The sequence below is a fragment of the Bacillus sp. USDA818B3_A genome, assembly GCF_009928415.1.
Classification (GTDB): domain Bacteria; phylum Bacillota; class Bacilli; order Bacillales; family Cytobacillaceae; genus Neobacillus.
Genome location: NZ_JAABNN010000014.1, coordinates 84,140 through 102,999, shown reverse-complemented (window position 1 = coordinate 102,999; position 18,860 = coordinate 84,140). Strand labels below are relative to the sequence as shown.

Annotated in this window: 18 protein-coding genes and 1 other annotated feature; of the genes, 12 read left to right on the top strand and 6 right to left on the bottom strand. The window is 37.7% G+C overall.

Annotated features, from left to right (window positions below):
• Window positions 1–92: 92 nt before the first annotated feature.
• On the bottom strand, window positions 93–323 hold the full coding sequence (locus GXK58_RS19200; RefSeq protein WP_160724788.1) for an ABC transporter: 231 nt from the start codon (window positions 321–323) through the stop codon (window positions 93–95).
• 306 nt (window positions 324–629) lie between these two features.
• Between GXK58_RS19200 and GXK58_RS19195 the strand changes: the two genes are divergently transcribed.
• The 4 genes from GXK58_RS19195 (at window position 630) to GXK58_RS19180 (ending at window position 5,896) form a co-directional block, all read left to right on the top strand.
• The gene (locus GXK58_RS19195) at window positions 630–1,892 is read left to right on the top strand and encodes an L-lactate MFS transporter (RefSeq protein WP_160724787.1); all 1,263 of its coding nucleotides are present in this window, start codon (window positions 630–632) and stop codon (window positions 1,890–1,892) included.
• A gap of 165 nt (window positions 1,893–2,057) precedes the next feature.
• A complete protein-coding gene (locus tag GXK58_RS19190) occupies window positions 2,058–3,575 on the top strand; it encodes a spore germination protein (RefSeq protein WP_160724786.1) in 1,518 nt (505 codons plus the stop codon).
• Between the two features lie 12 nt (window positions 3,576–3,587).
• Window positions 3,588–4,775, top strand: a complete 1,188-nt coding sequence (locus tag GXK58_RS19185; protein ID WP_160724785.1) for a Ger(x)C family spore germination protein — start codon at window positions 3,588–3,590, stop codon at window positions 4,773–4,775.
• Between the two features lie 20 nt (window positions 4,776–4,795).
• Window positions 4,796–5,896: a GerAB/ArcD/ProY family transporter gene (locus tag GXK58_RS19180; RefSeq protein ID WP_160724784.1), complete on the top strand. Its 1,101-nt coding sequence runs from the start codon at window positions 4,796–4,798 to the stop codon at window positions 5,894–5,896.
• 340 nt (window positions 5,897–6,236) lie between these two features.
• Here GXK58_RS19180 and GXK58_RS19175 read toward each other — a convergent pair whose 3' ends face one another.
• Window positions 6,237–6,650 (bottom strand): YsnF/AvaK domain-containing protein, encoded by a 414-nt coding sequence (locus tag GXK58_RS19175; protein ID WP_160724783.1) that lies wholly within the window; start codon window positions 6,648–6,650, stop codon window positions 6,237–6,239.
• 68 nt (window positions 6,651–6,718) lie between these two features.
• Entirely contained in the window at window positions 6,719–7,243 is a 525-nt protein-coding gene (locus GXK58_RS19170; protein WP_160724782.1) for a YsnF/AvaK domain-containing protein, read from the bottom strand.
• 279 nt (window positions 7,244–7,522) lie between these two features.
• On the opposite strand from GXK58_RS19170, the gene GXK58_RS19165 reads away from it, so the two are divergent.
• Together GXK58_RS19165 and GXK58_RS19160 are read left to right on the top strand one after the other, a co-directional pair.
• Window positions 7,523–7,765, top strand: coding sequence for a hypothetical protein (locus tag GXK58_RS19165; RefSeq protein WP_160724781.1), 243 nt, complete (start codon window positions 7,523–7,525; stop codon window positions 7,763–7,765).
• Window positions 7,766–8,384: 619 nt separating this feature from the next.
• Window positions 8,385–8,963, top strand: a complete 579-nt coding sequence (locus tag GXK58_RS19160) for a YitT family protein (protein WP_237389718.1) — start codon at window positions 8,385–8,387, stop codon at window positions 8,961–8,963.
• A 3-nt stretch (window positions 8,964–8,966) separates the two neighbouring features.
• Here GXK58_RS19160 and GXK58_RS19155 read toward each other — a convergent pair whose 3' ends face one another.
• Together GXK58_RS19155 and GXK58_RS19150 are read right to left on the bottom strand one after the other, a co-directional pair.
• Window positions 8,967–9,959 (bottom strand): LLM class flavin-dependent oxidoreductase, encoded by a 993-nt coding sequence (locus GXK58_RS19155; protein ID WP_160724780.1) that lies wholly within the window; start codon window positions 9,957–9,959, stop codon window positions 8,967–8,969.
• Between the two features lie 122 nt (window positions 9,960–10,081).
• Complete coding sequence (locus GXK58_RS19150; protein ID WP_160724779.1) at window positions 10,082–10,417, bottom strand: hypothetical protein; 336 nt, start codon at window positions 10,415–10,417, stop codon at window positions 10,082–10,084.
• Window positions 10,418–10,669: 252 nt separating this feature from the next.
• On the opposite strand from GXK58_RS19150, the gene GXK58_RS19145 reads away from it, so the two are divergent.
• The 5 genes from GXK58_RS19145 (at window position 10,670) to GXK58_RS19125 (ending at window position 15,513) form a co-directional block, all read left to right on the top strand.
• Entirely contained in the window at window positions 10,670–11,899 is a 1,230-nt protein-coding gene (locus GXK58_RS19145; RefSeq protein ID WP_160724818.1) for an MFS transporter, read from the top strand.
• Between the two features lie 137 nt (window positions 11,900–12,036).
• Complete coding sequence (locus GXK58_RS19140; RefSeq protein WP_160724778.1) at window positions 12,037–12,882, top strand: RMD1 family protein; 846 nt, start codon at window positions 12,037–12,039, stop codon at window positions 12,880–12,882.
• 33 nt (window positions 12,883–12,915) lie between these two features.
• On the top strand, window positions 12,916–13,593 hold the full coding sequence (locus GXK58_RS19135) for an oxidoreductase (RefSeq protein WP_160724777.1): 678 nt from the start codon (window positions 12,916–12,918) through the stop codon (window positions 13,591–13,593).
• A gap of 83 nt (window positions 13,594–13,676) precedes the next feature.
• A complete protein-coding gene (locus tag GXK58_RS19130; RefSeq protein WP_160724776.1) occupies window positions 13,677–14,162 on the top strand; it encodes a hypothetical protein in 486 nt (161 codons plus the stop codon).
• Between the two features lie 187 nt (window positions 14,163–14,349).
• Window positions 14,350–15,513, top strand: coding sequence for a DUF4317 domain-containing protein (locus GXK58_RS19125; protein ID WP_160724775.1), 1,164 nt, complete (start codon window positions 14,350–14,352; stop codon window positions 15,511–15,513).
• A gap of 67 nt (window positions 15,514–15,580) precedes the next feature.
• Here the strand turns inward: GXK58_RS19125 and GXK58_RS19120 are convergent, their stop codons facing one another.
• A complete protein-coding gene (locus GXK58_RS19120) occupies window positions 15,581–16,636 on the bottom strand; it encodes a site-2 protease family protein (RefSeq protein ID WP_442862489.1) in 1,056 nt (351 codons plus the stop codon).
• A 192-nt stretch (window positions 16,637–16,828) separates the two neighbouring features.
• Window positions 16,829–17,049 (top strand) — a binding site (T-box leader).
• A gap of 67 nt (window positions 17,050–17,116) precedes the next feature.
• Between GXK58_RS19120 and GXK58_RS19115 the strand changes: the two genes are divergently transcribed.
• Entirely contained in the window at window positions 17,117–18,820 is a 1,704-nt protein-coding gene (locus tag GXK58_RS19115; RefSeq protein WP_160724773.1) for a 2-isopropylmalate synthase, read from the top strand.
• The last annotated feature ends 40 nt before the right edge of the window (window positions 18,821–18,860 follow it).

The following is an 18,860-nucleotide window of genomic DNA, read 5'->3' as shown; positions in this document are numbered from 1 at the left end:
GCCCGCTTTTTTTATTTGTTTTAATATAGAGCCTAAAAAAGATGACTGTATTTCATAAATTTAAAGATTGCCTATTATTATCCATTGCTTATTCACTTACAGTGATGCCATGCTTTTTTGAATAGGCATAATCCGAAGATTAGGAATGCAAGGATAGCAATTAAAGCAATGATAAACTTAATAACAGCAATTAGAATAACAGCACCGCCTAGACCAAGAGCTGCAAGCAATGTGTGAAGCCAGCCTAAATGTAAAAATAGGACCCAAAAGACTGCTGCTAAAAATCCGTGAAAAAGTCCCCAGCAAGAATGATTATTACTCATTTAAATTCACCTCCTGCCACCGGTTGTTCACCAACATTGTATGCGTTTTCTTATTAAAGTGTTTTTTGGAAATAGAAAAAGAGGCAAATGACCTAAATAAATATCATTCGTTAAAATACGAATAATAAATTTAAATATAACTTAAACGTTCGTGTTTAATGTAATAATTACTCTTGAAATCCATGTAATTGTAGGTTAATATAATCAAATAACAAACAATATACAAGGAGTGGAAATGTTTTAAAATCTAAAAATATGCTCGTCATCTAGATTAGAAAATTATGTGAAATGGGGATGAAGTAGTAGATGAAAAATCGGTGGCTTATAGCCCTTTCAGCAGTGGGAATCCATATTTCAATTGGCTCGGTTTATGCGTGGAGTGTTTTTACAAATCCGTTGCAACAGCAACTTGGATGGGGACTAAAACAGATTTCTTTTACATTCAGTTTAGCCATTCTTTTCCTAGGCTTATCTGCGGCTTTTTTAGGACACTTTGTAGAAAAGTTCGGACCAAGAGCATCCGGAACACTTAGCTCTATTTTCTTTGGTGTCGGTGTTGCCGGAGCAGGACTAGCGGTGCAACTTGAATCGTTACTATTACTCTATTTATTCTATGGTGTGATCGCAGGAATCGGCTTAGGGGTTGGCTATATTACACCCGTTTCCACTTTGGTAAAGTGGTTTCCGGACAGAAGGGGACTAGCAACAGGGCTAGCCATTATGGGATTTGGGTTTGCTGCGATGATCAGCAGTCCAATTATGAATCATTTAATTAGTTTATATGGAATCTCAAACACGTTTTATATTCTTGGGGCAACGTATTTTCTAGTAATCTTTTGTTCCGCTCAATATCTAGCTCCGCCACAAAAAGGCTGGATGCCAAAAGGATTTGATGCAGCAAAGACTTCGGGGAAAAAGATTAGACAAGACTTAAGACAATTAACTGCGAATGAAGCAGTTAAGACAAGACAATTTTGGGCACTGTGGTTCATGTTATTTATCAACATTACTTGTGGGATTGCGATTTTATCCGTTGCTTCTCCAATGGCCCAGGAGCTTGTTGGAATGTCGGCAGCATCCGCTGCGACCATGGTAGGCATCATGGGCTTATTTAATGGGTCGGGACGAATTGCATGGGCAACCATTTCGGACTACATCGGCAGACCGAATGTATACTCATTATTCTTTGCGTTTCAAATCGTGGCGTTCTTTGTTTTACCGAACCTTACAATAGGAATTCTGTTTTCAGTCATCGTTTATATGATTATGACTTGTTATGGCGGAGGATTCTCTTCGATCCCTGCCTATATTGGCGATTTATTTGGAACAAAACAACTGGGAGCGATTCATGGTTACATTTTAACAGCCTGGGCAGTAGCTGGTTTAGTAGGTCCTATCTTTGTTTCATGGGTTCGTGAAACAACAGGCAGCTACCAAGGGACTTTACTTGTATTTTCGGGAATGTTCATTGTCGCATTAGCCATTTCTCTTTTAATAAGAGTGGATATCAAAAAATTAAGGTTATTGAATGAACGCCAATTTAAAATGGATCAATTAAAAAGCAGCTAATAAAGCAAACCGTTGATCACATGCTAACGGTAGAAGAGATTTTAGTTATTTATATCAAGCCATCATTCATTGAGAATGATGGTTTTTTTATGCGGATGGAATTACATAAAAGATAAAAACATGGAAAATATAAAAAAATATGGTAAGGAGGCGACATGAGGATCTATGTGGAAAAATTCCCGCCTGAAGCAAGATAAAAGCAAGGAGGAAATCGGATCCTCCAACACTCCCTTAGAAAAGTCGGCAAAGGAAAACGTTGAACGAGTGAAAAAAAATCTGGGAGGAAGCTCAGATTTAATTACTCGGTTTATCAAGCAAAACGACAATAAATTTGCTTTTGCGGTTATTTATATAGATGGAATTACCAATAAGAGAAGTATTGAAGAACATGTATTAGAACCGCTTCTAACCTGCAATTCGAACCTGAATGCCTTGTCACTGAAAGACGATCTAGAACAATCAATCTCCATTACTAATATTAAAGAAAAAGGATGCCAAGAAGACGTATTATTGGAGATTGCATCTGGCAGCACCGTGATTTTCATAGATGGTGACTCGACTGCACTTGTCCTTGACACCAAGCAAATTGAATCACGGAGTATCGCAGAGCCAACCACACAAACCGTCATCCGAGGACCAAAGGATAGTTTTACAGAAAACCTCAGAACAAATACGGCCTTAGTCCGCGGGCGGATTCAAAGTCCTAATTTACGCCTTGAACCAATGAAGATTGGTGATGTCACAAATACCGCTGTTGAAATCATGTACATCAAAGGGATTGCGGAAGAATCAATCGTTTTAGAAGTTAAAAATCGGCTTAAAAAGATAAAGATAGATGGTGTCTTAGAATCTTCCTACGTGGAGGACTTTATCCATGATGGTAAGCACACACCTTTTCCAACTGTGCAAAATACGGAACGACCGGATGTGGTTGCTGGTAATTTACTTGAAGGGAAAGTTGCTATTTTTATCAGCGGCACCCCTTACGTATTAATTGTCCCAGTTACCTTTATGCAGCTCTTTCAATCCCCTGAAGATTATTACCAAAATCAATATATCGGCAGCTTTTTAAGATTGCTGCGATTAGCGGCATACTTTTTGTCTCTATATGCACCAGGGGTTTATATTGCCATGATTACACATCATCAGGCATTGGTTCCAACTACTTTACTTGTCAGTATTGCAGCCCAAAGGGAGCCCATTCCCTTTCCAGCCGTTATTGAAGCATTCATAATGGAAATTACCTTTGAAGTATTGAGGGAAGCTGGGATTCGAATGCCGAGGGCAGTAGGTTCAGCACTTTCAATCGTCGGAGCCCTTATCCTGGGGCAGGCAGCGGTCGAGGCCGGTTTTGTATCTGCTTCAATGGTTATAATCGTATCCGTTACAGCCATCGCCAGTTTTGCCCTGCCAAACTACAATCTTGCTATCGCAGCTCGTACTCTTCGGTTCCTGCTATTAATTGTTGCTTCATATGCAGGATTATTTGGTATGCTGGCTGCTTCATTAATTATAGGAATGCATATGTGCAGCTTACGTTCGTTTGGCGTTCCATACCTATATCCAATTTCACCTTTTAAAGTTAATGAACAAAAAGACGCGCTCATCCGCTTTTCTTTACAAAATATAGTAAATAAACCGACAAAAGGAAAGAATAAAGGAAAAGTGAAAATACGAAATTAGGATTGAGGGGTAATGATGGGAAAGGTGTTATTAATTATCATTCTATTCATACTAACGATCCTCTCTGGATGTTCAAATTACAAAGAATTGAATCAATTATCCATCGTCCTCGGAATTGGAATTGATTATTTACCTAAAGAAGGGCTTTACGAAGTGACATACCAAACGGTTAAACCGAGTGAAAATGCTGCGAAAGGGACAGGTTCTGGTTCCACACCTATTATTAACTATCAAGCTACCGGCAAAACGATATATGAAGCAGCAGGGAATACAGCTAATTTTTTTTCTCGGCAAAATATCTATTCTCACATACAATTAGTAGTCATTGGAGAACAATTGGCAAAAAAAGAAAGTTTGAATTTTATTTTTGATGTGTTTGAGCGGGATGCAGGGGCTCGAGCCAATGTTCCCGTTTTAATTGCACGCGGCGCCGGGGTAAAAACCACAATGGATATGCTCTCTACCATAGATAAAATTCCTGTTCAAGCGCTTGTCGGAAAAATAAAGAACTCCTCAAAAAATATAGGGGAACATGATCAAACGAAAATTTATGAAGTGATTGAGGACTTAACAAATGATGGTTCAGAACCAGCAATCAGTGGAGTAAGCATTGTTGGCAGTAAAAAAATTGGCGGTCGTAATGAGAACTTAGAAACGATGAATAAAACATTTACAAAACTGAATGGAGTCGCCATGTTCAAAGGAGGGAAACTAGTCGGCTGGCTGGATGGCAGTAAGACAAAGTCTTTACTAATTATTAAAAATAAAATAAAGGATACAAACGTAAGATTTCAGTGTGATAAAGAGCATTATAACAATATAATTGTGGACCGACTGAAGAGTGATACAAACGTTAATGTGAAAAATAACCAAGCGTTCATTACAACAGAGGTAAAAGCATCTGGTCATATTGTGGAATTACTATGTAACAAAGATATAAGCAAACGGGAAGTGTTAAAACAATATGAGCAAAAAGCGGAAAAGGAATTAGAAAAAGAAATCAAAGATGGGATTTTTACTGCTCAAAAGTTGCAAAGTGATGTATTCGGATTTGGAGAAATGTTACATATAACACATCCGAAAATATGGAAAGATCATAAGCGAAAATGGAAAAAGTTCTTTTCTGAGGCTAAGATTAATGTCGAAGTGAAGGTAAATATTGATGGAACAGGAATGCGAATCAAGCCTTATCCATTCTAAATTAAGGGGTGGCAAACCAATTGGGACAGGCAAAAATTAATGGGTTTCAGTTGTTTAGTGTGATTTTTTTATTTGAATTAGGGAGTGCCATCCTATTAGGAATGGCTGGTGAAGCTAAGCAGGATGCATGGATTACCATATCAATGGGAATTGTCTTTGGCTGTGGACTTTATTTTGTATTTTTAAAGTTAAATCATATGTTTCCATCTTTGCCGTTAACCAGTTACCTTGAAAAAATAGTCGGGCGGTATGTAGGGAAAATATTGGCTCTTTTATATGTAGTCTACTTTATTTACATCGCTTCGAGGATTTTACGTGATTTCGAAGAACTCTTAGTTATAACGGCCTACCCAAGAAGTTCACTAATTTCGATTGGTATTATCATGGTTATGTGTGTGATGTACGCTGCATATAAAGGGATCGAAGTGTTTTTTCGGATTTCAGAACTCTGTCTCTTTGTCATTATATCGATTCTTCTGCTTCTTATAATTTTTGAAGTGGCTAGTGGGGTTATAAACTTTAAACATCTCCAACCAGTATTAGAAAACGGTTGGCAGCCAATTTTTAAAACATTTTTTCCTGCTACTATTACGTTCCCGTTCGGTGAAATGATTACCTTTACCATGTTATTACCTTTCTTAAACAAACATGAAAGTGCTCGCAAAATAGGGATTTTAGGGGTTAGCTTGAGTGGGATTGTTTTGTTGATTTTTTCTCTCTTAAACATTTTAATAGCTGGTGCAGATATTACTTCTCGTTCAGCATTTCCCATTCTTACCGCTGTTGGTTACATTAACATTGCTGATTTTGTCCAGCGATTAGATATCGTTGTTATCATTAGTATGGTAATTTTAGGATTTGTAAAAATAACAGTCTTTTTCTTTTGTGCCATTATTGGGGCGGTAGATGTGTTTAAGATAGAACATCCGCAAAAGTTGATCTACCCTTTAGGGATCATAGTTTTAATTACCGCGCGTGTCATTGCTTCCAATTATATTGACCATTTAAATGAGGGGATCAAATATGTCCCGTATTACCTGCATCTTCCGTTTCAAATAATCATACCTGTCACCCTGTTGCTTATTGCTATAATGAAACAAAAGTTTATTTCTCAATCATAGATTTCGAGGAGTACCTTTTTTGTGAAATTTTGTTGAGCTTAGTGCAAATCAGCGGAAAAATTAACAAAAAGGTAAGAAACCACTCCTCACCAGTAAACATTTGCTTAATTATTAAAAAGCAATGAAGTGTTTCGGCAACTCCTAGGCCTTGAATGATATCAAAAAAAGTGACGAGAGAAATAACGAGGAGAAGTAATAGGATATTTATGAATAGTTGCTTCACGGGAATACTCCTTTAGCTGTTTTTCTTTATTATTCGAGAGCAGCTAGAAAATTATCCCTACCTAGGAAGATGACCAAGAAAGATTACCTGGAAACGATGGATACAAGAAAGGCTTGATTATATTTGATCTTGGTCAACTTCTTTCACATTTCCTACCGTATCAATGTGGACTTTTTCATGTTTTAGAGTTTCCTGAATCTGGATAAGCTCTTCAAATTGATTCTTATAAACTTCAACATCATTCAGTAAGGCTGGTGTCAATGTAACTTCAATCCGTTCCTCAGATAAAGGAATACGAATCGTTTCTAATTTTGTATCCGCAGGATTTTCTGGACTTACTACCTTTTTCTCAATAATTAGGTCTTCGCGGATGATTGGAACCAGGATTTGCTTTTCCTCGGTATATTTTTTCTTATAGACCGTTACATCGGCTGTTTCAACCCACTTCTTTTTTATCTCTATTTCTTCCTTATGCAGTTGGAGTGTTACATCATCTTGTTGGTTAATTGGTGAATTCTGCTGTTCAGTCAACTAAATTTCCCTCCATTGAAAAACTGGGCGCCTAATCATTGCCATGCAATGAATAGGCGCTTTTGTTCTTAGCTGTTATTTATATCGCTAAAGCTTGACGAATCGGAAACGATATTCACACTTCCAGTTGTATCAACATGAGCTTCTTCGCGTTTAAGCGTCTCTTGGATTTGTTGTGTTTCCTCGACTTGACGCTTAGAAGCGGAGATTTCTTCAGTCGTTACCGCATACTTATTTACTTCCACTTCTTCCTGAGAAACAGGAATGGTGATGGTTTCCTGCGAGATAGACGATGAATCGCTTCGTTCATTATTCAATGGGGTTCTCTTTATAACAACTTCTTCATGCATGACAGGAACATCCACCGTTTTTTGATCTTCAACTACATCCTTTGAAATCACTACTTCTCCAGCATCTACATTATTTTTTGAAATGTCTAACTCTTCTTTATGAAGTTGTAGTGTACCGTCATTTTGATTACTCTGGGTAGATGAAGTGGTATCGTTCCCTTGGTTACTTGAATCAGTCTGGCTATTTTGATTTGCTGCATTTTGTGTATTGTCATCACTGAATAATCCTAAGAAGTCGCTCATAAATATCCCCCTTGTATGTTGATGTTGGTCAAGCATTTAATAGAATGTACAGAAGAAAATTCTTTATTCTTTAATTCATTTTGAAAAAATTGTAATTAACAATTGATTTGCGCACCTGTTAATTTTATAAATGGTCCATTTATAAAGGGGGATGGAAGAAGTTAAGCGGGGGGAGAAAAGGAGCAGTTTGGTACAATCTGTTGCTTTTTTGACACAGAGCTTTTGATAATTATGTGATATTCTGAACATACATTACTTAGTCTAGTTGGAGGGTTAAAAATGAGCTGCGGTTGTACTTCGAAATTAGTTGATGGAAAAGCTGTTGTTGATCATGTGAAGAGTAAGGGAAAGGAAAATTTTGCACCGACAGTGGCTCACGAGATTACGTGTGAGTGCGGAGAGACTTTTACATTACAAACAATCGTAATGAACTGTCCAAAATGTGAAATGACCTATGCAGTAACACCTTGTTGCTCCGCTGATAAAAATAATATTAAAGTGGCAGGCATAAAATACGCGTAAAATAAAATTCGAACAAATAAGTCATAAGTATGCAGTATTTCATTAAGATACTGTATGGTTATGGCTTATTTTTTTGGCAGCAATAATCATGAAAGTTAACTAACTGTAAAATAATTTTTACATTATTGAAATTAAAATGACAAGCTGTCTCAGCATATATTCTAAGGCGGATGAAATTTTTAATGGAAGGGAGCGATTACTAATGGTTTTTCTTTTGCTGTTACTTGCGGTTCTTTTGGTCGGAATATTAATTTCCTTCAGGATAAAAAAATCCAAAGTAAAGCAGGAAGACCTACCGGAAGTGGAAACATTAGAAAGATTACCAAAATTTAAATTTGAGGACTGATACTTACCGAAAAAGGGGCTGCTAATATACTCAGCAGCCCTTTTTTTGTGGAATAACCAGAAGAAATCCATTGGGGATATCTGCCGAAGGCTTTTCTGATTTCACACATATATAATATGACTTAATAACAAAATAAATATTTCAGAAATGTAATTGTTTTTTATTAAAATCGGCTAAGTTCTATTTAGTAATTCATACTTTTTTATTCTTACAGGTATCTTATTCTTAATCTTCCTTTATCTACATATTTATAGATTAAAAAGACAGAACAAGGTGATCCTTATTATCCAGCAATTTATGGCTACTATTATTGGCAGCTTTCTCTTAGCAATAGGCGTAAACGGGTTTCTTGTGCCTAATCATTTAATTGACGGCGGGATCCTTGGAGTTGCATTAATCCTGCATTACTTCTTTGACTTTCAGACTGGAATGATAATGGCAGCTTTGAGTCTCCCCATCTGTTTAATTGCTTCAAAAAATGAAAAAAGATCTTTTTTTAGTAATGTACAAGGGCTGTTGTTCTCTTCTCTATTTATTGATTTCCTTTCTCCCCTTCGTTATCAGATTGACGTTTCAACACTTTCAGGTGCATTAATCGGAGGAGTAGTGATAGGAACGGGTGTTGGTCTTATGCTTCGATATAAGACAAGTACTGGAGGAACGGATTTACTTGCTAAAATGATCTCCTCCAATTTTTCCATAAATATTGCAGTGATCATCATATTAATTGATGGACTCATTGTTCTGGCAGGTTTTACTGTCCTTCCCTCAGACAGAATCCTTTATTCTTGTGTGGCAATTGCTGCCGTTGGTTTAACTACTTCCCTGATTGAACGGGAATTATATGTTTAATTTTTATAGAATGGTCTCAGCTAACAATTGGTAGCTTCTAATTTTATCCTCAAAATTATGTATATTACATATGATCATGAATTCTTCAGTCATGTACCTTTCAGACAACTGAAGAATTTCTGTTTTAACTTTTTCCGGGGTACCAATAATCATCCGTTTTCGATTTTCCTGTATCTTCAATCGTTCATCAGATGTTAAAGGGATCTTCTTTGCTTCTTCAATGGACGGGATTCTCGTATCAAGACCTTTTTCAACGGCTAATAGCCATAAGTCCTGACTTAACGCCAATTCTTCCGCTTGATCCTGTGTAGTGGCACAAACAACAAAGATGCATGCATTTGCCTTAGGCTGTGCCAAAAAGGGCGAGGGACGAAAATGCTTAAAATAATATTCCATAGCCCTCTGTCCATTTACTGGTGTGATAAAATGCCCATAAGTAAAAGCTGTTCCATTTTCTGCAGCCAGTCTTGCCCCCCTGTGCGTAATACCCAATAACCATAGTTCCGGTACATTTGGTGTAACCGGGTAGGCATTTACATCATGGAAAGGGTGGCTTTCTGGAATAGAGTTTTGTAAAAAACTTTGCAAGTCCTGAACTTGTCGAGGGAATTCATTCAAGCTTTTTCTTAAACCATCTGTGAGCGCCAGCCGTGTTGCCGTGGAACCGCCAGGGGAACGGCCGATCCCTGCATCAATTCGATTCGGAAATAAGGCTTCTAATACCTTGAAGTTTTCGGCAATCTTATAAGGACTATACTGGGGAAGTAATACTCCTCCTGAGCCGACACGGATCTTTTTAGTATTGGAAGCTATATGCGAAATGAGCACTTCAGGAGAGGAGCCAGCGATTCCATTGGTATTATGATGTTCGGCCACCCAAAAGCGAGTGTATCCTAATTCCTCAGTTAATTGAGCAAGTTTGACCGTTTTTTGTAAGGTAGTGCTTGCCGAATCACCTTTGCATATGACAGATTGATCCAGTACACTTAATTTCAATTGTGAACCCTCCAGCTATAAAAGTTTCCATTTTAGTTTTAGGTTTCCTAATCCTCTTTTTTTTAGCAGAAAAATAAAAGAAGATATAATTCCCAATTATATCTTCACAGATTTATTATGAATTATCTTTTATAGAGAATAAAGCTTGAATACCTCTTAGGTAAATGATTTACCCAATACTGGTGGAATTGATCCAATACTTCTTTGGCAAATAAGTCTGCTTCTCCTTGGTCTCTTATTACGCCATAATCGAGCCGGCTTTGATTAGTAGTATTGCTAAGTTGTACACAATTTTCTTGGTCCAGCTCAATATAAAACTGCACTTCAATTCCTTCGAAATTTGTGATGGCGGCGAGATAATTTCCGAATTCTTCTATTAATACCTCAACCATCCAGCCTTTTTGTTCACAATCTTTTAAAAATTCTTGGTATAATTTGATAAAAGTATTTAAATCCACTGCCCACACATCCTTTACAGAAATGTTGCTTTTTTACTGCCTGCGTGATCACCCATTACTAAAACCGGATGTTCATCTCGACTTCGATTCAATACTTATCACACTATATGCGGGTACATGAACTTAAAGAAGGATAGATTTATAGGGAACACTTATTTCTAGAGAATAATATATTTCTTAAAAAAGAAAGGACATTTTATGACTTCACAACAACCAACTGTTCGTACTGAAAAAATGGGCTCACTCTCTCGGATGAACCCGAAATACAATTATTATGTACTAATAAGTATCGTATTTGGCGGTTTTCTGATCTTTGGATTATCAGAAAATATAAAAGGCCCTGCAATTCCGATCATCCAAACGGAACTTCATTTAAGTCAGTCACAAATTGGGATCCTATTAGCCTTAAATTCTTTGGGCTATCTTCTTGCTTGTTCATTTACCTCGGCATTAACTAATAAAATAGGCATCAAGGGGACCGGAGTTACGGCCTTTTTATCCATGGCAATAGCGGGGGGTGTGATTTATTTATCATCCACTTTCCCATCTCTCTCAGCTTCATTCTTTTTACTTTATATTGGAAATGGTATGCTTGAAATTGGTCTGGGTATCATGGCAGCCCAAATTTTCACTAAAAATACCGGCATGATGATGAATTTATCTCACTTTTTTTATGGGCTTAGTTCCACCGTAGCCCCAACGATAAGTGCTTCTTTAATGGGCTGGAACATGTTTGGAGGGGAACTCGGTTGGCGTGGTATGTATTTTTTTGTTTTACTGCTGTCAATCCTGCCTATCATTCCTTCTCTATTGGGCAAATTTTCAAAGGAAACTCATGAAGAACATGTAGAAACGACTTCCTATCAGTCTCTTCTCCGTGATCCCATTGCGTGGCTCATCGTTGCTATTCTTTCTTTCGGTGTGGTTTCTGAAATGGCAGTTGGAAGCTGGCTTGTACAGTTTTTGGTAAAAACTTATAGTTGGAGTATCAGCGATGCCTCTAGAATGCTGTCGATGTTTTTTCTATTCTTTATGCTCGCAAGGCTATTATTAGGTACAGTTACAGACAAGATTGGCTTTACTTTATCGATTATTATTGCTTCCGCTTTTTCAGGTATATGCAGTATAGCAGCGATTATATCAGGCGAAAAAGGAGCGATTCTATTTGCGATTTCGGGAGTGGGTATTGCATTAATTTATCCTACCGTTATGGCACTTTTGGCTAAACGTTACCCAAAAGGTACAGGAACAGCGATAACTTTTACAGTTACACTTATGGGAATTGCTAGTGTCATAGGGAACCTATTGATTGGCTATATTATCGATTTTATTAGCAGTTTATTCAAGAATGATAGTGAAAAAGTAAACGAGGCCTTGGGATTACAGGCTGGGTACGGATTTATTGGTGTTCTAGCTCTTATATGTTCAATATGCAGTATTGTCTTATATGTCATTCTGAAAAGGAAAAATCAATTAATTTAACTTGGCAAAATAGGAGGAAGGGATGTTGATGCATCTCTTTTTTTTGTGCTTTGCAAGATTTAATAACTTGTATTGATTTGTTAATAAAAATAGAATTAAATGTAAGAATGACCAATTTGGGAAAGAGTGATATAAAAATGGTGGATATTTCATTTAAAGCAATTGCTATCACGAATGAAATTGATTTAAACAAAATCGCTTTACAATGTGGAATACCTAAAAAATTCACATGGGAAGAGCCTTTGAGGCTGAAAGGCACGATCCTTCAATCCATTCTTGGTAAAAAAGTGGATGACTCCAAAAGTGTGCTGGTGTTTTCGTTTGGAAGTGTTGTCTTTATTAATCATTCGAATGAAGAAGAAATAAAGATATTTTTAAATTACCTGCGGACCTTCGAACCTGACATGGATCTCAGAAACATTTTCCGATATACGGATGACTATAGCCTTCACATAAGTGAGACGACTGAGAGCCTTGAGTTGACTGACGAATATGTCATTGTACCTGAGTATGAGTCCTTCTATCCTGAGTTAATTTCCACCGTTCTCGCAAAATCTGTAGCCCTTGAGAAAACGGAAGAACAATTAGGGGTTATTCACGATCGGCTGGAAACGATGATTGATCGTCTGGAACGAGGGAAACTGAGAATCGGCAATAAAGAACTGGCTAGAACAACCGCAAAAATATTGCGACATGACTATAATACGCTAGCCTATATTATGATACTGGATAAGCCTGATATCACGTGGACAAGCAGTAATGCCAGCGAATTTTACGACAAAATGATGGATTTCTTTGAATTGAGCGACCGTCATAAGATTTTAAAAAGTAAAACGGAAATTTTATATAACATCATCGATGGTTTTTCTACCATCAGCCACTCGATACGAGGTCTGTTTGTCGAGTGGATTGTGGTTATTCTCATTGTGATTGAAATTGTCATTACTATTTTAGAAATTGCAGGATGGATTCCTGGAACCTGATTGAGGTATCTAAATGTACAGGAGGTTTTTGGAATGGTAAATCAAAAAGCGGTTGTTGCAGGGGCAACCGGATTGATAGGTAAGGAGCTCGTACAGCTGCTGCTGACAGAGCCGCGATATACTTCTGTCACACTTCTTGTACGGCGTTCAACAGGTATTTCTCATCCAAAGTTTCATGAGGAGATCATAGAGTTTGATCAATTGGAGCAGTCTCATGTGGACCTGAGTGGGGCAGATGTGTATTGCACCCTTGGCACAACCATTAAAAAAGCAGGAAGCCAGGAGGCTTTTCGCAAGGTAGACTATTCTTATCCGCTGGCACTAGGCCGATTGGCAAAAGCACAGGGAGCAAAGCAATTCTTAATTGTCACTTCGATGGGGGCAAATCCAAAATCACGCACGTTTTACATCCGTGTAAAGGGAGAAGTAGAAGAGGGGCTCTTGGAATTAAAACTTCCGGCCCTGCACTTTTTTCGTCCATCTCTTTTGCTTGGGAACCGAGAGGAGTTTCGATTGGGGGAGCGGGTTTCAACAGTTGTTTCTGGTTTGGTTTCTCCACTATTTACTGGACCATTGCGGAAGTATAAACCTGTTCATGCGAGAACTGTGGCAAAGTCAATGCTTCAAGCAGCACAAAATGGTATGCAGGGCAGCCATGTATACGAATCAGATCAAATCCAGGCAGCCAGTACTGGGAATGAAGGGAAGTGAACCACTTATTATTGGTGGTTTATTTTTACAAATTTGGGACACCTTAAAAAGGCATAGAAAAATTGGCTGAGGTGAAATCGTTTATGGCGGCAAAAGGAGTGACAAAAAGGCACTTTGTTTTCAATCTTTCAATCATAATCCTTCCATGGCTAACCTTGTTATTTATCGGAAAGCGCAGTTTTAAACGGTATTCCTTGGCGGGCGTTTTTATTGTTATTTTTGAAATCATTAATCATTTATATGGACATAAGAGAAAGTGGTGGAAGTTTTACGATAAGCGAAGATCCTTTATGAGGGATGAACTTCCTTTTAGTGTGGGTCCCTATATGCCGCTTTCAATGTGGTTTCTTAAGTTTTCATTTGGAAACTTTAAAAAGTTCGCCTTGCTTAATGTGATTTTTGATGGACTTTTTGCTTTTCTGTTCATTGATGTCCTTAATAAATTAAAAATTATCGGTCTAGGCCGGATCAATCATATACAATTTTTTATTTATTTACACTATAAAGCCTATTTATTATATGGATTTCAGTACTTGATTGAGAAAATGAAGAGATATAGCTACTATTGATGGCCTAATCAGAAAATTAAAAATTATCCAAGCCCCCACTCTTGTTTCGAGAAGGGGGGTTTTTTATTGCTGGGACCCTGCTATAAAATGTACCCATTAGTTTTAATCATGCTGAAAAAAATCTGGGCTGTCTAGTATTACTATTTTTTTGTCTGAAAGGTATAATCAGGGATGGGAGTTGAAATGAATGAATAAAAAAGATATCGCTAATATTCGAAAACAATTTAAGCTAGATAACTACAACCTGCAAATCCTAGAGATATTTAACGTTTATGTACAAAAAGAGTCAGGTGAGATTTATCATCAAGTCAGTCAGCCGTTTCAAATGCTGGAACAAGAAGCACAAGAATTGTTTTTAGCCAACTTTAAAAAAGTGCTGACAGGTCAACTTGATGCTAAACTGTTTGAGCTGAAATTTATCCGGGATGTAGAAGACAGTACCCAAATGTTCCTTTTCGAAGGATTACAACAAGAGACAACGGAAGATTGGAAAGAATACATGCTTGAAATCGTTGTGAAAATGTTTGCTGCCACGGTTTATGAATTTGATACCGTGGTGACGTTTATCCGGGGAGAATATCGCAAACCAACCAGAAAACGTAATGCGGAATCTGAAGAAGGAGGGGATGATCAGGTCTATTCTAACGCGTTTATTCTTTGCAGTCTCAATAAAACGGATGTGCCAAAAAAAGCCTTGATGTTTGATTATATTGAGAAGGAGTATAAATCCTACAACGTCTTTGATCCGATTATTAATTTAGATTCTCCATTAACAGGATTCCTTTTCCCTGCTTTAAATGACAATGCAGCAGATGTAAACCGTATCCTTTACTATACAGGGAAAGCAAATCAACCCGATTTTAAATTTATGGAGGAAGTACTCAACTGTGAAGAGATTATCACTGCGCAAGAAGATAAGGACTGCTTCGACTTTATCTTAAAAGAAGTGATAGGGGATCAAGTGGATTCCCGGGTGATCTCCAACGTGTATGAGGAAATCGATAAGCTGGTTCAAGAAAATCTCGAGAATGAAGAAAGTGAAATCCCTACATTGGACTCAAAGGATATCGAACGAATCTTAACGGTAAGCGGTGTGGAAAATGTGGAGACGGCCAAAGTGGAACATGCTCTTAAGGCCATCGTAGATGATGAAAAACACGAATTCAAGGCCAGCAGTTTAGTCCCGAAAACGATTAAGATTGAAACGAAGGTAGCCAATGTTACGATTGACCCGAAAGATCTTAAATACGTAAAATACATTACATTCCAAGGGAAACGGTGCCTGCTGCTCGAAATCGATGAAGATGTAGTCGTGGAAGGTTTCCGGTTAGAAGAATCGGAAACACTTTAATTATAATAAGGTAATTATTAAAGCCAATGGTGTCCAACCATTGGCTTTAATCTTTTTTGATAGATGATTATCTACTCATTGCTTTCTGTATTTCTGGATGGTTCAACAGTATTTCATTTCCATAATAATAACTAAATGAGAGTGCAAGGACTAATCCAATATAAATTAAGAATAATTGTACTTTCGTTTTTTTATCAGTTTTATAATAGGTTTCCGTCGTCTTAACCTCTAATTTATATTCTGCTAATTTATTTTCAAAATCATCAAGAATCGGTTTAATTAAATGTTGATGATCATAGCTATCTTCTTCGCTAATTGAATAGGTGCCTGATAATTGTTGGAGATAGAGATCCTTTTTCATTTTTCCAATGACCGTACTTAATCGATTCAATAGGTTAATGATCTCTTGGTTGGATATTTTCGATTTTACGTTTCTTGTCGTTTGATCAATCAGGTCCAAATCATGAGATTCTTGTTTTAATCGTAGTAGAGCCTGTTCGAGTTCTTGGATTTCCAGCTTATCATTATGTAAACTTTTCTGTTTTTTATATAATTTATACCATTCTCTTGAACCCAAAATAACAATTAGGAACCCTAGTAAACTAAGATTTATGACTGAATAAGCCAACAATAAGATAATCCCTAAGCCCCAAAGTTTAGTGCTTATCCCAGCTGCAATCCTCCCGCCATCTAACGGTGTGATCGGCACTAAATTAAATAGATTGATCATCCCGCCCAATATTATTAAGAGAGCCCAAAATGGTTCATGAGTATACCAATACAATGGAATGGCAGGTAAAAAGGATAACAACCCAAATAAAGGGCCCATATACGCCACATATCCCTCTTCCTTGGCACTTTTCGGCATTTCCTTCATTCCAATAACGGCACCCATAAAAGGGATAAAAATAGCCGGGCTGACTGGAAGTTTAATCCGTTTAGCTGCATAGGCATGGCCCATTTCGTGAACAAATAATAAATAGACTAGAGCTAAAGCAAACTTCCAGCCAAAAAACAAAGCATAGGATCCAAGGGAAATAAACAAACTCAATAAGGTTTGCAGTTTAAGTACCTTAAAAATGACTAAGAGGTATTTTAATTTTCCTAATAAAATGGCAGCTATTGTACCTAATAATCCTAATGAGGTTTTCTTTCCGCTCTTTAGTTTCTTCTTTTTCAAAAAAACACCTCCTAATGTAAAAGAAAAGGTAGTACTATCACTATTATACAAAAAAATTTGAATATTGCTTATTCAATTTGATGAAACGGGTTGACTGATAATCAAAAGAATATTAAAATAAAGAAAATTTTAAAAATAAACACAATGATTGGGAGTATTAAGGGACCCTTATTGTTTTAGAGAGCTGTCGGTTGGTGAAAGACAGTCAATAACTCCCCCAACTCACCCAGGAGTGGTAAGGCCGATAGGTAGGTCTTAACGGTTGATCTCGTAATCAGATCATAAAGCGGATTCGTTTGGTTGTGATACGAATCAAGAAGAGTGGTACCACGTAGGCAAAGCCTGTCGTCTCTTATGAGATGATAGGCTTTTTTATTTTTAATTTTAAATCGAATGACAATTTATAAAAGGTGGTCTATAAAAATGAGAAACGTTGAAAAATATTCCAGAGGTTATTTTATGCCTCCAGTCAAAAGCTTAAAATGGACAGAAAAGGAATACATCGAAGAAGCCCCAACATGGTGCAGTGTGGATCTTCGAGATGGAAATCAGGCCTTGATTGTGCCTATGAGTCTAGAGGAGAAGCTGGAATATTTTCAACTGCTTTTAGAAGTTGGATTCAAAGAAATAGAGGTTGGTTTTCCTGCTGCCTCTGAAACCGAGTATACTTTCCTTCGTACGTTGATTGAACAAGATTTAATCCCCGATGATGTGACGATTCAAGTGTTGACTCAGTCAAGAGAACATATCATCAAAAAAACGTTTGAATCGCTTCAAGGCGCAAAGAAAGCTGTGGTACACCTTTACAATTCAACATCGGTTCCTCAGCGTGAGCAGGTTTTCAAAAAGACGGAGGAAGAGATTATTGATATCGCTGTAACGGGTGCGGAATTGGTTAAAAAATACGCTGCTGAAACGGAGGGGAATTTCCGGTTTCAGTACTCGCCAGAAAGCTTCACTGGGACAGAAATGGAGTTTGCGCTTGAAATCTGTAACCGGGTATTGGATGTATGGCAGCCTGATGCTGACAGCAAGGTAATTATCAATCTTCCAGCAACAGTTTCCATGTCCATGCCGCATGTTTATGCGAGTCAGATTGAATATATGAGTGATCATCTAAACTACCGGGACCATGTGATTCTTTCCCTCCATCCGCACAATGACAGGGGAACAGGGGTAGCCGATGCGGAGCTGGGTATGCTTGCAGGAGCGCAGAGGGTCGAAGGAACACTGTTTGGAAATGGTGAGCGGACAGGAAACGTAGACATCGTCACCCTAGCCTTAAATATGTACTCACACGGAGTGAATCCAAATCTTAATTTTGAAAATATCTATCATATCCTTGCCAAGTATGAGAAATTGACAAGAATGAAGGTTCATGAAAGACACCCGTATGGCGGCGAACTGGTCTTCACTGCCTTCTCAGGATCCCATCAGGATGCCATTGCCAAGGGAATGAAGTGGCGCGAGGAAAGAGAGAATGAGTATTGGAGTGTACCATATCTATTGATCGATCCAAAAGATATCGGGAGACAGTATGAAGGAGATATTATCCGGATTAATAGCCAGTCTGGAAAGGGCGGCATCGGATATGTGCTTATGCAGAATTATGGACTTGATCTGCCTATCGAGATGCGTGAGAGCTTTGGATACAGTGTGAAAGATGTTTCCGACCGGATGCACAAGGAGCTTATGCCAAGTGAAATCTATGACATATTCATCCAAGAATATGTGAATATTTCCAGCCCTGTTGAATTTATCAATTACCAATATACTCAAAATAACCGGTATGAAACGAATGTAGCCATTAAAATTAATAACGAGGTTCACGAGTTTACTGGTGCAGGGAATGGAAGACTTGATGCGATTAGCAACGGACTTCAGGCGATCTTGGGTATTCATTTTAAAAATTTAGTTTATAAGGAACATGCCTTAGAAATAGGTTCGGAAGCAAATGCTGTTTCTTATGTAGGTTTTGCAGCGGTAGATGGTTCGGTTTATTGGGGCTGTGGAATTGATGCGGATATTATGACCTCTTCGGTAAAAGCTTTGTTTAGTGCAGTTAACAAGCTGATAACCAGCGTGAATCCAGCCATTGGTGAAGGTTTTTCTCTTTTAAAAAAATAAGTCGTTAAAATAACACAAAAAGACAACAAAAGCAGGGGTT